This is a genomic window from Blastocatellia bacterium, from assembly GCA_025054955.1.
Classification (GTDB): Bacteria; Acidobacteriota; Blastocatellia; order HR10; family J050; genus JANWZE01.
The window spans coordinates 1-15358 of sequence record JANWZE010000028.1 but is presented as its reverse complement, the minus strand read 5'-3'; the positions used below and the strand labels follow the sequence as shown (position 1 = coordinate 15358).

The following is a 15358-nucleotide window of genomic DNA, read 5'->3' as shown; positions in this document are numbered from 1 at the left end:
CGCTCATCATGGGTGGACTGGACTCAACCACAATCCTGGCAAACGAGCTTGCTTCTATGACGCGCGGTCTGCGTGTGGGAGCTTGCTCTGGTGGATGTTGGCGTTTGATCGGCTCTTGTGTCTTAGGTATGACAACGTTAGACTCATGCGTTGTTGTCATGGGAAGAGAGGCACCGATGTATTCATTTTGTGTTCAAAATGTCGTGTTGGGTGGGCCGGAATTATTCCTCATCGCCGGCCCGTGTGTGATTGAATCCGAGTCACACTGTTTGTTCATGGCGGAACAGATCAAGCGCATCACGCAGGCCTTGGGCGTTCCTTACATCTTCAAAGCATCGTATGACAAGGCAAATCGTTCGTCATGGCGTTCCTATCGAGGTCCTGGTCTGGAAGAAGGGTTGCGGATTCTGGAACGGGTCAAGCGGGAACACGACGTGCCGATTTTGACTGATGTGCACGAAGTCAATCAAGTCACAGCAGCGGCTGAGGTCGCTGACGTGTTGCAGATTCCCGCCTTTCTGTGTCGGCAGACCGACTTGTTAGTGGCGGCGGCCAAGTCCGGTCGAGCCGTCAATATCAAAAAAGGTCAATTCCTCTCCCCGTGGGACATCCGTCATGCTCTTGAAAAGGTGACGAGCCACGGCTGCCAGCGTGTGACTGTGACCGAGCGTGGCACGAGTTTTGGTTACAACAATCTGGTTGTAGATATGCGCTCGTTTCCAATCATGCGGCAGTGGGGCTATCCGGTCGTGTTTGATGTCACCCACAGCTTACAACTGCCGGGTGGACAAGGCGACCGGTCTGGCGGTCTCTCGGAATACATTGAGTATCTGGCACGAGCTGGTGTCGCTTGCGGGGTAGACGGTTTATTCATGGAAGTACACGATCGGCCGGAAGCAGCATTGTCTGATGGCGCGAATGCGCTGCCGTTGGCCCGTCTGGCCCCGCTGCTGGAATCGGTCGTTGCGATTAACAGGTTAGTCAAACATTCAGGAGTGGAACAACGATGAGGAGAGAAGCAGTCAACCGGCGAGGTTCGATGTGGGCTGTCACGACACTGCTCTTGTGGTGGTTCACCACAGGCTGGGCCTCGCAGGCGGCGGATACGTCTTACTTACAGTTACGCATCGAGCAGTATGATGTAGCTGCCACCATCTCATTAGCCGATTACAAAGTTCAGGTTCAAGCGACGCTCACCATCACGAACCCTTCCGAACGAGCGATTGCTCAAATGGAATTCAAGCTCGCTGAGAAGGCGCAGATCAAATCGGTCAGTGTCAATGAGACGCTCATCCAACCAACGACCAGAGTGAGTGAGCGCACGCGCACGCTCAATGTCACCTTCAGCCTCGGACAAGCCCTGGGTCCCGGACAATCAACAACCGTGGTGTTTTACTATGACTTGCCGGTCGAAGAGGCTACCGCGCGCGCTGCCTTAACCGTGGACGAGCAGGCGCTCCTGCCGGAGAGCTTCTGGATACCGATGATTCATACACCGTATCTGCTTGATTACAACGCCGACATGGCGCCGTTTAGATTGCGCGTGATAGCGCCAGCGGCGATGAAAGTCATCGCATCTGGCGAGCGCGTCTCGGAATCATCGCAGGGTGACACAACGGTGACAACCTATCGCCAGACGCTATTGGCGCAGCCCCTGTTCATTGCCCGCGATGTGCAGATGGCCGCCACCGGCGAGGCCGACGTTGAGCTGTACCTGCCTCGCGATTACACCATGACCAATCCGAACACTGTCCAGCGGGTGCGTGATGAGATTCGGCGGATAGCAAAATTCTATACAGCCTTTTTCGGCCAGCCCACGCCGCATCCTGTCCGTGTGATCGCGTCGTCGCAGATTCCGCTTTACGGCGCGCCGGGCTTCATCATCGTGGATGAACGCGCCTTTGCTCGTGATATTGTTGACGACGATACGATTTTCTTCATGGCCAGCACGCTGGCGCGCTGTTGGCTCGGCGGGCGCTACCTGGTTCAGGGAGCTGGTCATGGCGTCTTGCTCGATGGATTGCCAAGTTATCTGGCGTTGCTGTATGTGCACGAGCAGTACGGTCGGCCGGCTGTGGATCGCATTGTCGAACGATTCCGCGCTGATTACGCGCGCATCGTGAGCGGGGCGAGCGCTTATGACGCGCCACTGGTCAGACAGTCGCTGCTCAATCGCGAATACTACACCAGCGTGTTTAACAAAGTTCCGCTGGTGATGCGGCTGATCGAACGGGAGATTGGTCGTGATAAATTGACCAGTGTGATCAAGACGTTTTTCTCCGGTCCGACTCATCAACCACGAACACTCGAGGCGTTGCGCACAATGCTTCTTAGCGTAGGCGATCCGGCGCGCCTCAGGTCGCTGTTTGAAAATTGGTTCGACCGCGTGGTGTTGCCAGACTTGGCTGTCGGCAAGCCGGTCTTCGAGAACGGGGCTTGGTCGGTCAACATCGCCAACTTCGGCGACGGCAGTGGCGATGTTGACGTGGAAATTACGCTGCCTTCGGGTGAAAAACATCGCCGAACTGTCAAGTTTGAATCTGAAGGATATGCCAAAGCCGTGTTCGATGTTCCGCAGGAGCCGGCGCTCGCCCATGTTGATCCTGATCAGTATTACTTGCAAGCCCGGTATGACAATGACACCTTCCCGCGCAAGCCCGTTATCGGTCAGTTGATCGGACAAGCAACGCTCGCATTAGTACAGGGCAAGGCTGCCGAGGCTGAGCCGAAAGCTCGTCAAGCCATCGAAGCAGAGCCTTACAACCTGGTGGCGCGTTCGTTACTTGCCCGCGCGCTGGCTGCGTTAGGTCGGCTCGAAGAAGCCGAGCAGCAAGCGCGGGACATCATAAGAGAGCCGTGGCTGTCGTTGACAGCCTACGCGAATGCGCAGTTGGCTCTGGGCGATGTCAGTATGAAACGACAGCAAGCTGCATCGGCTGTGCTGGCTTATCGCCAGGCCGCGCTTGCATTCGCTGAGGACGCATCGTTGCTGCCGGTGCGTGACTTGCTCATTCAGGCTGAGCGGATGGCCGAACAACTGGTCAAAGCCGACGAGGCAGTACAAACATTCATGACGCAGTTTGATGCTGCCGTCAGCACAGGAACGCCGTCCGCTGTCCGAGGCTTGGTTGAACAAGGCAATCTAAAAGCATTCACCATTGGTGTTGCCTTCATTAAGTCGTGGAAAAGTGAAATCCTACGCGCCCAACGACTCGACGCGCATCGCGTCGCGCTCGACGTACAGGCGCAAGTCGTAACCGGCGAGCGGCAACGAACCGTCAAAGCAATTTTCACCTTGCGCAAACAGCCGACAGGTTGGCGTCTCTATGACATTCCTGTGTTCGTGGAAAAATGAGCTTTGAAACTCACCAGCCCACCGTTGAAGATGTGACAGTTCAAGCACGAGCCCAACGTATTCGCTTGCTGTTGATGGATTGCGATGGCGTGTTAACAGACGGGCGGATTGTGTTATTGCCTGACAAGGAAGATACGAAATTCTTTCATGCGCACGATGGTCAAGGCATGAAACTGGCTGCGCTAGCTGGGTTGCGCACCGGCGTGATTACCACGCGGACATCCCATGCGCTGGAGCGCCGCGTCAAGGAAATGCATGCCCATCACCTCTATCAAAATGCCGAGAACAAGCTGCTGGCTTATGAAGCGATCCTTGCCGAGGAAGGGATTTCTGATGAGGCCGTTGCGTACATTGGCGATGATTTGCCCGATTTGCCTGTGATGCGCCGTGTCGGGCTGGCCATTGCGGTGGCCAATGCTGTCGCCGAAGTGAAAGCTCACGCCCACTGGGTCACGCGGCGCGAGGGCGGTCATGGCGGCGTGCGCGAGGCCATCGAGTTTATCTTGAAGGCTCAGGGCAAATGGGATCAGCTCGTCGCATCGTTTGGTTTCGCCCGTGATACCGACTGAACTCAAATCGCGTTCCGATGCTCGGTCGCAGTCAGTCACGATGCCGAATCGCTTGATTGGCTGAGCACTTTTTCATAGCCGCCACTGTTGATCCACTTCAGTATTTCTGATACGCGCCACACAGGAAACGGATGTGTTGTCTGGGCGGCGGCGATCCACGTCCAAATCTTGTCCGACACATTTTCGTCGTAGCTTTTGTCAAACTGGCGTGCTTGAGCGAGGAATTCATCGTAGTTGACTTTGGCAGCAAGCGTGCCGCCAGCCAGTTTCATCAATGCTGTTTGGACAGTTTGAGCGTTTTGCGTGACCAGCATCGCTGCTCGGTCCGCGCTGAATTCAGACTTCTGGTACCAGTTGAGCAACGCAGCTTGTAACGTCAGGGTGAGCAGTGTGGACATGCCCGCTGCGACCGGCCCTGTGAGCATGGCATAACGGGTCAGCATGAGCAAAATCAGCGCCGCCGACCGATAGAGCATGTGCTGCGAATGAATGTGTCCGACTTCATGCGCGATGACCGAGAGTAATTCCTCATCAGTCAATCGTTCCACCAGCAGCGAATTGATAACAATGAACGGCTTTTCCACGCCGCTGGAAAACGCATTGAACCCAACGCCTCCGTCAAACGGGTCTGCCACACTGACAAACAGATCAGGCACGGGCAGGCCAAGTGTCTTTGCTGCGATTTCCAGCTTGGCATACAGGTCGGGATATTGTCGTTGGCTGACTTTTACGCAACTGGCCATGAAGACGACGCGGAAGTAACTTTCGTATGTGAGCGCCAGAAACTTTTTCAGAACCGTATCCACGCCCGGCACCGCTTTCAGCGCGGCCAATGCTTGACTGTCCAGCTCGTGAATGTAGGTATGCGGATCGAGTGAGGAAAACTTTTTGTGCGGCGTCTCCGACAGTTCCAACCGACAACGTCCACAGATGGCCACGCCTTCGCGTTCAGGTTTCACTTGATTGAGTTGACCGCAGTAGCGGCAGCGCATCGTATGGGTCTCAGTCATCTATGCCTCCTAATTCTCATGGGCTGTGAACCGTGGACCGTGAACCGTGGTCTGTGTACTGAGGATCGTGAATTGAATGACGGCATACGAATCCCGGATCACGAACCACGACCCACGAATCCCGGATCACGAATCACGGACCCCGATTAATGCCGGAAGTGGCGCATGCCAGTCAGCACCATTGCCAGGCCATGTTCGTCAGCCGCCGCGATCACTTCCTGGTCGCGCACTGATCCACCAGGTTGGATCACTGCCGTCGCGCCGTGTTGAGCAATTTCATCAACGCCATCACGAAACGGGAAGAAGGCATCGGAGGCGACCACCGTTCCGGCCAGCGGCAAACGAGCCTTCATGGCAGCGATTTTGACCGAATCAATCCGGCTCATCTGGCCAGCGCCGACACCAACGAGCTGACCGGGACGGGCAAACACAATAGCGTTCGATTTGACGTGTTTGCACACCTTCCAAGCAAACTGCAACGCACTCAATTCTTCATGTGTTGGCTGCCGTTTTGTCGCCACTTTCCAATCCTCCTGACGCAGTGGGTCTGCGTCGCGCGATTGAAGCAGGAGGCCGCCGGTGATCTTCTTGCAGTCGTACCCGGCACGTGCCGCGTGATTGTGCATGCGCATGATGCGCACATTCTTTTTTGCCGCTAGAAGCTGCCGGGCCGCCTCGTCAAAATCAGGCGCAATGACAGCTTCAACGAAGACCTTGCTCAGCTCGCGAGCTGTTTCACCATCAACTGTGCGATTGAATGCAAGGATGCCACCGAAGGCCGAGACAGGATCGGTGGCGTTCGCCTGTTGATAGGCCTGGAGCAGGGAATGAGCTGTCGCCGCGCCGCATGGGTTCGTATGTTTGATAATCACGCACGCCGGCTCATCAAATTCGCTGACTAGATTCCACGCAGCATCGAGGTCTAAGAGATTGTTGAACGATAGTTCTTTGCCTTGGAGTTGTTCGGCCTGCGCCACCCCAGGCGCGTCGCCAGCGAACTCGTAGAGCGCCGCTTGCTGATGGGGATTTTCTCCATAGCGCAAATCTTGTCGCTTGCGCAGTGTCACTGTGCACCGTCTCGGCATGATCGGTTCGGATGCGATATGCAGTTGTTGGTCGTCAGTTGAGAATCGGTTCTCGAAGAAATCGGCGATGGCCGCGTCATAACTCGCCGTGTGGGCGAAGGCTTTGCGAGCGAGCATGAATCGTGTCTCCAGGCTGAGGCCTCCGCGCATTGACTGCATCTGCTTGATCAACATCTCGTAATCGGTTGGATCAACGACGACGGCGACATCGCGAAAATTCTTGGCTGCGGCGCGAATCATGGTTGGCCCGCCGATGTCTATGTTCTCGATAATCTCTTCAGGTGTGACCGCTGGCTTGATCGCTGTTTGTTGAAACGGATAAAGATTGACGACGACCATGTCAATCAACGTAAGCTGATGCTTGTTGACTTCCTGTTGATGGGTTTGGTTATGGCGGATCGCAAGGATTCCACCGTGAATGCGTGGGTGCAAGGTTTTGACACGGCCATCGAGCATTTCAGGAAATCCTGTGATGTCGGATACATCTTTGGCAGCGATGCCATTGTCTCGCAACAGGCGCGCTGTCCCACCGGTGGAGATGATCGTCACATCCCATTGAGTCAGAGCGTGAGCAAATTCGACGATGCCCGTTTTATCGAAGACGCTGATGAGCGCTGTTCTTATTTTTGTCTCCATAATTGCCGGCCAGTATAAAAAATTGAGCCGACATTATAACGCACGCGCCATCGAAGCGCATGAACCAATCGCACAGTTGCGGCATTGGTGATTTTTCCTCGGTGGGATGCAGGGAAGATTCATTATGCGAATACGCGGGGCCATAGCTTCCGAAAGGTGCAGTAATCAAACTGCATATCGAAACGAGGTTTGTATCCCACGAGCATTGGACAGCCAGTCCGCCCCCGATCGTCAGGGAACACCTGGGCCTCATCCTGAATTTGGTCGTTGAAGTTATTTTACCAATCAGCGTCAAGCACGACCTCGAAGAGAAAAAAAACAGCTCTCTACTCGCTGTGGCGTTGACGAGTATTGGGTGATGGAGCCGTCGCTACATAGCGTCATGGTCTTTGCGCTCGAAGAGGGACATTATGTCGTCGCCGAGCTTGCGCAGGGCCAAGGCTACGTTCACTCGCGGCTGGTGCCGCGTTTTTCGGTCGCTTTGGATGAATTGTTTCCGGCTGCGTCATTGACGACTACGGCCTCGCTATGTATCCCCTCCGCTTCAACTCAACTTTCGTATGCTTCTTGGTCACGCGCACGTCCAACCGGTGGAAACCGGGCTGGTTGTTTTCCGGCGGATAGAAGCCCAAGTAGTATTGATGCCGCACATCTTCAACGATGGCTGTGAAGATGGGGCCAAGATCAATTGTGGCGCTTGGGTTCAGCGCAGCTTCAACTGTGCCGACTTGAAAGAATTTGCCGCCGGTCTCTTCGGCTAACTCACGAAATCCTTTGACTGGGCGACGCGCGACGAGACGATCACCATACGGCGAATAGATCGGAATCAGTATCGAGTAAACGGCGATGCCATGCTCATGGGCCAGCTCTAAGCACTGGCGAAATCCTATGGTGCTGGCCGTGTCTTGTCCATCGGAAATAATGATCACGATCTTTCGGGTCTCATCTTGCGGCCGCTCGCTCAGTTGTTTCAGCCCGAACAAGACGGCGTCAAAAATGGCTGTGTCGCCTTCGAGGCGTTGATGCTGAAGAAAAGCCGTCAGCGCGCGCTCTTTCTGATTGGTGAAATCAAGTATCACATTGGGATGCCGGCTGAAGCTAATGAGACTGACGAAGGTTTTTTCTCCAAGTTGGTTGAGCAAGCTCGTCACGGCCGTTCGTTGTTGATGTAAGATGGCGGAGATACTCCGGCTCGAATCCAGCAACAAAACCAGCTCAAGAGGTCGCGCCAATTGGTCTGACTCCTGCTCCGATGAGAAAAAGACAATGCGTTGGGGCTGACCGTTGTCGAACAGTTTGAAATCATCGGCGCGTAAGTCGGTCACCGCGCGTCCTTGTTTATCACGAACGCTCACGGGGACCAGCACGAGGTCTGCCCGCAATGAAACCTGGCCGATGCAGATTAGGAGCGGGTTCATCAGCGGCGCAAAGATCACAACGACCAATAGAAATTTGTTGACACGCATCCCGATTCCTTTATAATAGAGCCGCCTTTTATCATACGAGGGCAGAGATAAAAATGAAAAGCAGATGTCGCCAAATCGTTGCCAGCATCAACGCCTGTTGCACTGAGACGAAGGCGGCGGCCATATTCTGGGTCTTCTATTTCTTCAATGCGTTCTACTTTTGCCCGTACAAGCGGGCAATGGTACGTTGACTTTCACTCGACAATTCTTATATCGCCGTTGATAAAACAGGCCGAGCCGTATCAGGCAGCCTGATGAGCTAACACACGTCAGTTTATCAAGGAGGAAGTCTCATGGGATTGAATTTGAAGCTTGTCTTACGAGAAACGAAACACCAACGGACGCTTGTGACCGTTGGCCCGACGACGATTGGTGGAGAGAAGTTCGTTATCATGGCTGGTCCGTGCGCTGTTGAGAGTCGAGAGATGTTGTTGGAGATTGCCGACCGTCTCCATCATCTGGGTGTGACGATTCTGCGGGGTGGCGCCTATAAACCGCGCACCTCACCTTATAGCTTCCAAGGGTTGCGCGAAGAAGGCTTGAAGATTCTGGCCGAAGCGCGGGCGCGCACCGGCATGCCAGTCATTACCGAAGTGCTCACCGTTGATCACGTGCCGATTGTGGCTGAATATGCCGACATTTTGCAGATCGGCGCGCGCAACATGCAGAACTTTGAGCTCCTGAAAGCGTGTGGCGAAGTGCGCAAGCCGGTCATGCTCAAGCGCGGGTTGGCTGCTACGATGGAAGAGTTTCTTGGCGCAGCCGAATACATCTTGGCCGGCGGCAATGACCAGGTCATTTTGTGCGAGCGGGGGATTCGCACTTTTTCCGACCATTCACGATTTACGCTTGACTTGAGCTTGATTCCGGTGATCAAGGAAAAAACGCACTTGCCGATCATTGTTGATCCGAGTCACGGCATGGGGAATCGTAAATTTGTGGCGCCGATGGCCCTGGCCGGAATTGCTGCTGGCGCCGATGGCTTGATGGTCGAGGTGCACCCGAATCCAGAGCAGGCACTCTCGGATGGACCGCAGAGCCTCTACTTCGAGCAGTTGGAGAAATTGATCCGTGATTTGGAAGTCATCTCGCCAGTGGTCGGACGCCAGCTTGATTTATCCTACAAGATTCCAGCGGCCGTTACCTGGACAGCGACCAAGCCGCTCAAAGTCGCCTATCAAGGCGAGCCGGGCGCGTTCAGCGAGCGCGCTGTCTATCAATATTTCGGCGAAACGGCCGTGCCGCAATCGCAACTCTCGTTTCGGGACGTGTTCCAAGGCGTGCAGGATCGTACGTGCGATTACGGCGTGATCCCAATTGAGAATTCGCTCTCCGGCAGCATTCACGAGAACTATGACCTGCTATTAGAGTATGACGTGGCGATCATCGGTGAGTTCAAGATGCGCATTGTTCACAACCTGATTGGACATGAGGAAACGACACTGCAGGATATTCGCCGCGTCTATGCTCACCCGCAGTCAGTGGCTCAATGCCGGGTCTTTCTCTCGCAGCATCCCGACTGGGAGATTATTCAGGTCTATGACACCGCAGGAAGCGTCAAGTACATCACCGAGCAAGAACGACGCGATGTGGCGGCCATTGCCAGCGCACAAGCGGCCGAGAAGCTCGGCATGGCCATCTTGAAAGAGGGCATTGAATCAGACCCGCAAAACTACACGCGGTTTCTGGTGATTTCGCCGGATCACAGTATCACTGAGAAGGCGAATAAAACGTCGTTAATTTACAGCGTGTCCAATAAGCCCGGGGCGCTGCTCAGCACGCTGCAAAAGTTTGCCGAACACAATGTCAACTTGGTCAAGCTGGAATCGCGGCCACGACCGGGTCGGCCATGGGAGTACATGTTTTATGTTGATCTGGAGGGGAGCTTGGCGGATGAGAACGTTCAACAAGCGTTGGAGCAGTTGCGCGGCATGACTGAATTTATCAAAATCCTTGGCTCTTATCCGGCGTCGGCCTAATTGACAGCCCCAAAGTCGCTACATTACTATAGCCCTCTCGGTTAGATCAATTCCTGAGACGGAGCAACGAGGCTCATGACAACTAAGGAGACGCACTCTCATGTTGGCATAGATGTGCAACGTTGGGAGGAAGAAACGCTCAATCCTACGCTGCAAAAACGGCCTGAGCGCATGCGGCAATTCTCGACGGTATCGCTCCGGCCAATCGAACGCCTGTATACGCCGTTGAATGTGGCTGAGCTGGATTACGAACGGGACTTGGGCTTCCCCGGTGAGTATCCCTATACGCGCGGCATCTATCCAACGATGTATCGCGGGCGGCTGTGGACGATGCGGCAATTTGCCGGTTTTGGCACAGCGTTTGACACCAACAAGCGGTTTAAGTATTTGCTTGAGCATGGGCAGACTGGCTTATCGGTCGCCTTCGACCTGCCGACGTTGATGGGAGTAGACGCTGATGATCCGGCCGCAGCAGGCGAGGTCGGCAAATGCGGCGTTGCGATTTCCAGCCTGGAAGACATGGAAGTGCTGTTTGATGGCATTCCATTGGAGCAAGTCACGACCTCGATGACCATCAATGCACCTGCTTCCATCATCTTTGCCATGTATCTGGTCGTTGCTGAAAAGCAGGGCGCTGATTGGAAAAAGATTTCCGGCACACTTCAAAACGACATCCTGAAAGAGTACATCGCGCAAAAAGAATGGATTTATCCACCGGAACCCTCCATGCGCTTGGTCGTTGATTCGATCGTTTTTTGCACGCGACATGTTCCGCGTTGGCATCCGATCTCGATTTCTGGTTACCACATCCGCGAGGCCGGCTCGACGGCGCTGCAGGAGTTAGCCTTCACATTGCGTGATGGCATCGAGTATGTGCAGTGGGTTATTGCTGCCGGGCTCGATGTGGACGAGTTTGCCCCGCAGCTCTCATTTTTCTTCAACTCACATAACGATTTCTTTGAGGAGATCGCCAAATTCCGCGCGGCGCGACGTGTGTGGGCCAAGGTCATGCGCGAGCGATTTGGCGCGCGCCATCCTCAATCGTGGATGTGTCGGTTTCACACGCAAACGGCCGGTTGCAGCCTCACAGCGCAGCAACCCTACAACAACGTGGTTCGCACGGCGTTGCAGGCGCTGGCGGCTGTGCTGGGCGGCACGCAGAGCTTGCATACGAATTCGCTGGACGAAGCCTTGGCGCTGCCAACCGAACAGGCTGCGCAAATCGCGCTACGAACCCAGCAGATCATCGCCTATGAATCGGGCGTGACCAATACGGTTGATCCGCTTGCGGGCAGCTACTTCGTCGAAACGTTGACCAATGAAATGGAGCGAGGGTGCTGGGACTATTTCGACAAAATTGACGCAATGGGCGGCATGCTCAACGCTATTGCGCTTGGTTTTCCGCAGCGCGAAATCCATGAAGCAGCCTATCAATATCAACAGGCGGTCGAAGCTGGCGAGAAGATCATCGTGGGCGTCAATGATTTTGTGGTTGATGAGGAACCGCCGCTGCCGATCCTCTACATTGATGAATCAGTCGCCGAGATTCAAAAAGAGCGGCTCAGGCAGTTGCGTGCCAAGCGCGATAACAACCGCGTCCAGCAGACACTTGAAGCGTTGAAGGCTGCCTGCCGCGGAAACGACAATACGATGCCCTTCATCATCGAGTGCGTTCGCGCCTATGCGACGCTCGGCGAGATTAGTTCAGCGATGAAAGAAGTCTTCGGAGATTATCAGGAGCCAGCATTTTAACCTTATGGCAGAACGCAAAATTCGCGTGTTGCTTGCCAAGCCTGGTTTGGACGGCCATGATCGCGGGGCCAAGGTCATTGCCCGTGCGTTGCGCGATGCGGGCATGGAAGTCATTTACACTGGACTGCGGCAAACACCGGAGATGATCGTCAATGCGGCCTTGCAAGAAGACGTAGATTGCATTGGTTTGTCCATTCTCTCCGGCGCGCATACCGTTTTGTGTCCGCAGCTCATGCAATTGCTGCGTGAGAAAGAACTGACTGATGTGCTTGTGGTCGTTGGTGGGATCATTCCTCAGGAGGATATTCCCAAATTGAAGGAGATCGGTATCGCCGAGGTGTTTCTGCCCGGCACGTCCATGCATACGATTATCGAATTCATCCGGTCGCATGTCCGTCCACGCGCCTGAAGACGCCCCTGTCATCGTGCAATACGGCCAGGGTGTAGCCGTTGTGACCATGAACCGCCCTGCCGCGCTCAATACGTTGACCATTGAAACTCTCGATCAGTTGGCTGACATCTTGGCTCATCTCAACCGACGGAACGATGTTCGCGCCATCATCCTCACCGGTTCGGGTGGAGCGTTCGCCGCAGGCGCGGACATCTATCAGGTCGGTTCGTTGAATGGTTTGAGCGCCTTGCCATTTGCGCGTCGTGGCCAGCAGGTGTGTCGCCTGATTGAGCGCAGCGCAATGCCGACCATTGCGGCCATTGACGGATACTGCATGGGTGGAGGCGTGGACCTGGCTCTGGCCTGTCATATTCGCATTGCCTCACTCCGGTCGGTTTTTGCTCATCCTGGCGCTCGTCTTGGCATCATCACGGGATTCGGCGGAACGCAACGGTTGCCGCGCGTGGTCGGACGGGCGCAGGCGATGGAATTGTTGATGACGGGTCGGCGCCTCACTGCCCAGGAGGCTTACCGTCTTGGGTTGGTCAATCGCCTTGTGCAAGACGGCTCGGTTGTGCAAGCCAGTTTAGCGTTAGCTCAACAGTGGAACCTTTCGACGAGTGCGCTTCAATCGAATGACCCCGTGTCAGCATGATTGGAGGTTCATCAGCGTATGCGATTGCCACGGCTCCGCACCGACATTGAAATGTTTCCCGTCACGGTTGAAGGCAAGCAGCTCATCGGCCTGCGTGATCCACACGGATATAATCATGGTGTGCTGCTGATCTCTGTAGGGGCACTGGACATCCTACGATTTCTGGACGGCGAGCATTCAATGGTTGACGTGCAAGCTGAATGGATGCGCCACAAAGGTGAAATGCTGTTTAGCGATGATGTTCAGCGCTTGATTGATCAACTTGATCAGCACTTTCTGCTGGATACGCCGCGATTCCTTGCACATAAAAACGCCGTTCAAGAACAGTTCGTCAACGCTCCCGTTCGTCCTGCCGCGCATGCTGGCGGGAGCTACCCGGATGATCCCGCCCGGTTGCGCGAATATCTTAACCAGTTGTTCACTGCTGAAGAAGGCGCTGGTTGGCCGCAAAGGTTCGGTGCCAGCAATGATCTGAAAGGAATCATTGCGCCGCATATTGATCTGCGCGTCGGGGGACCGTGTTATAGTTGGGCCTATCGGGAATTGGCCGAACGCTCTCAAGCTCAAACTTACATCATTCTCGGCACCAGTCATTACGGCTTGGGTGATTTATTTGTGCCGACGCGAAAGGATTTTGTCACACCGCTCGGTGTGATGAAAACCGATCAAGCGTTCCTTACGCTGTTAGAAGACCACTATGGCGGACCGATCAGTCAGAATGAGTTGGCGCATCGAACAGAACACTCCATTGAGTTTCAAGTTGTCTTCTTGCAGCACGTATTAGCCGACCGTCGTCCGGTTCAGATCGTGCCGATTTTAGTCACCTCGTTCCATCAAATGTTGCTGAGCTACCAGTCGCCCTACGAAGATGCGTCGTTCGCCAAGTTTATCAACGCCCTGAAACAAGCAATCCGAGAGTACGAGCGACCAACGTGCTTTATCATCGGCGCTGATCTAGCTCATGTGGGACACAAATTCGGCGACCCATTTGCGGCTCAAGAGAGGCTTGCCCAGATCGAGCAACAAGATTTGACGATGTTACGCACGGCAGAGGCCGTTGACCCGATCGCCTTTTTCCAAGTGATCCGCCAGGATGGCGATCAACACAAGGTCTGTGGCTTCCCGCCGATTTGCACTTTCTTGGCAGCCACAGAAGCAACCTCCGGAACACTGCTCAAGTACGAGCAGTGGAGCGAAGAGTCAACTCGCTCAGCCGTCACCTACGCAAGCATGGCTTTTTATTAAACAGGTTGCATCAAGCCTGACATATTGCCGTGTCGGCCATCGGCCCTTGTTAATTCATAGGCAGACGAAGCGGAGTCTTCCGATTGGCATTGAAAGCCGAATTACTTTGGAGCCGCTGCCGCCGCCGGATAGGTTCTGTTGTAATCATTGATGAAGTCTTGCGTGATGTCTACAGCTTGATCATAGTAGGGAACAGCGCCGGATTGCTCCAGCGGGGCGATGTCAATGAGGATTGTAATCCCGCGCTTGATGGCGTACTGTTGCAAGTGAGTGCGCACCCGCTCGCTAATGGGCGCTGTCACACGAAGCCGTTCTTTTTGGTAGGCGCGTTGCGTGTCTTCACTGCGACGTTTGAATTTCAGTTGCTTGTCTTCCAAGTCCTCCTGCTTGCGGCGTTGTACTTCAACCGTCCAGTTGGCCGATTTTGTGCGGATTTCTTCCTGCAACGCTTCGATCTCTCGTTGCATTTTTTGCAGCTCATCCGTTTGAGGTTTGTACTTTTCGTCGAGTATCCTGAGTTGTTGAAGGACCTGTTGAATCCCCTTGTCAGCCGTGAATTCGTTGCTATCAATGATAGCTACTTTGGCCATCGGGATGCTCGGTTGTGTGGCGGCAGGCGAAGCCGTTTGCTGAGTATGCCACCACGCTAGCGCCAGAATCGGTAACGCGGCTAGAAAAGAATAATGCATCTGTTTCATACGGACTCCTTCAAGTTGTTCTTAAAGCGCGATGATAAACTATCCACGCTCGGTCAGGGAAGAGGTTTCTTGAATTATCATTGCCTAACACCTGGGCAGCCAAAATGGGCGAGAGAAGAAATTCATGGCATGTGCTGACAGCACGGATTGGACAGACGCGTCGTCCATGTGCTCGGTGACGATGCAGGAGTCGTCTATGAGCTCCGCGCACGCTACGGAGAATGAAAATGAATCACAGGCGGGAACGCCTGTGCCACACCCTCAAAGGAGTCGCCCCTATGCTATGGCACGCCACGAAGACTGAGAATGAATCACAGGCGGGAACGTGTGTGCCACATGCTCAGTTGAGAAGCGTGGACGTAACCCACATCGCTCCGGTTCGTGGTTCTGGCTTGACAGCCGTTTCTATCTCCCCCTAGATTCTTCGTCTCGTGAGGAGGGACCTTTGGAAGATCATCTGAGAAAACATTACCTGAGGTTTTTAAGCAATTGCTGCTCCATGATGGCATAGTCATGG

The 15358-nt window shown here is 54.4% G+C and carries 12 protein-coding genes; 8 read left to right on the top strand and 4 right to left on the bottom strand.

The features are described 5' to 3' along the window. Nucleotides 1–176 precede the first annotated feature (176 nt). Genes kdsA through NZ823_03160 form a run of 3 tightly spaced genes read left to right on the top strand, consistent with a single transcriptional unit; the run spans nucleotide 177 to nucleotide 3924 of the window. Nucleotides 177–1010, top strand: coding sequence for a 3-deoxy-8-phosphooctulonate synthase (kdsA, locus tag NZ823_03170; GenBank protein ID MCS6804128.1), 834 nt, complete (start codon nucleotides 177–179; stop codon nucleotides 1008–1010). After that, nucleotides 1007–3355 (top strand): hypothetical protein, encoded by a 2349-nt coding sequence (locus NZ823_03165; protein ID MCS6804127.1) that lies wholly within the window; start codon nucleotides 1007–1009, stop codon nucleotides 3353–3355. The genes kdsA and NZ823_03165 overlap by 4 nt, the downstream gene beginning before the upstream one ends. Beyond that, on the top strand, nucleotides 3352–3924 hold the full coding sequence (locus tag NZ823_03160) for an HAD hydrolase family protein (GenBank protein MCS6804126.1): 573 nt from the start codon (nucleotides 3352–3354) through the stop codon (nucleotides 3922–3924). The genes NZ823_03165 and NZ823_03160 overlap by 4 nt, the downstream gene beginning before the upstream one ends. 35 nt (nucleotides 3925–3959) lie before the next feature. Here the strand turns inward: NZ823_03160 and NZ823_03155 are convergent, their stop codons facing one another. The 3 genes from NZ823_03155 to NZ823_03145 all read right to left on the bottom strand — a co-directional run bounded on the left by NZ823_03155 (nucleotide 3960) and on the right by NZ823_03145 (nucleotide 8121). Next, nucleotides 3960–4934, bottom strand: coding sequence for a M48 family metallopeptidase (locus NZ823_03155; protein MCS6804125.1), 975 nt, complete (start codon nucleotides 4932–4934; stop codon nucleotides 3960–3962). A 146-nt stretch (nucleotides 4935–5080) separates the two neighbouring features. Beyond that, on the bottom strand, nucleotides 5081–6655 hold the full coding sequence (purH, locus tag NZ823_03150) for a bifunctional phosphoribosylaminoimidazolecarboxamide formyltransferase/IMP cyclohydrolase (GenBank protein ID MCS6804124.1): 1575 nt from the start codon (nucleotides 6653–6655) through the stop codon (nucleotides 5081–5083). Between the two features lie 515 nt (nucleotides 6656–7170). After that, nucleotides 7171–8121 carry a VWA domain-containing protein gene (locus tag NZ823_03145; GenBank protein ID MCS6804123.1) on the bottom strand — a complete coding sequence of 317 codons (951 nt, stop codon included), beginning with the start codon at nucleotides 8119–8121 and terminating at the stop codon, nucleotides 7171–7173. A 293-nt stretch (nucleotides 8122–8414) separates the two neighbouring features. Between NZ823_03145 and aroF the strand changes: the two genes are divergently transcribed. From aroF to amrB, 5 genes are all read left to right on the top strand, one after another. Continuing rightward, nucleotides 8415–10100 carry a 3-deoxy-7-phosphoheptulonate synthase gene (aroF, locus tag NZ823_03140; GenBank protein MCS6804122.1) on the top strand — a complete coding sequence of 562 codons (1686 nt, stop codon included), beginning with the start codon at nucleotides 8415–8417 and terminating at the stop codon, nucleotides 10098–10100. A gap of 75 nt (nucleotides 10101–10175) precedes the next feature. Beyond that, nucleotides 10176–11852 carry a methylmalonyl-CoA mutase family protein gene (locus NZ823_03135; GenBank protein ID MCS6804121.1) on the top strand — a complete coding sequence of 559 codons (1677 nt, stop codon included), beginning with the start codon at nucleotides 10176–10178 and terminating at the stop codon, nucleotides 11850–11852. A 4-nt stretch (nucleotides 11853–11856) separates the two neighbouring features. Further along, nucleotides 11857–12261: a cobalamin B12-binding domain-containing protein gene (locus tag NZ823_03130; GenBank protein MCS6804120.1), complete on the top strand. Its 405-nt coding sequence runs from the start codon at nucleotides 11857–11859 to the stop codon at nucleotides 12259–12261. Next, complete coding sequence (locus NZ823_03125) at nucleotides 12242–12898, top strand: enoyl-CoA hydratase/isomerase family protein (GenBank protein ID MCS6804119.1); 657 nt, start codon at nucleotides 12242–12244, stop codon at nucleotides 12896–12898. The genes NZ823_03130 and NZ823_03125 overlap by 20 nt, the downstream gene beginning before the upstream one ends. A gap of 18 nt (nucleotides 12899–12916) precedes the next feature. Continuing rightward, on the top strand, nucleotides 12917–14143 hold the full coding sequence (amrB, locus tag NZ823_03120; protein ID MCS6804118.1) for an AmmeMemoRadiSam system protein B: 1227 nt from the start codon (nucleotides 12917–12919) through the stop codon (nucleotides 14141–14143). A 101-nt stretch (nucleotides 14144–14244) separates the two neighbouring features. Here the strand turns inward: amrB and NZ823_03115 are convergent, their stop codons facing one another. Beyond that, a complete protein-coding gene (locus tag NZ823_03115) occupies nucleotides 14245–14841 on the bottom strand; it encodes an OmpH family outer membrane protein (protein MCS6804117.1) in 597 nt (198 codons plus the stop codon). Nucleotides 14842–15358 lie beyond the last annotated feature (517 nt).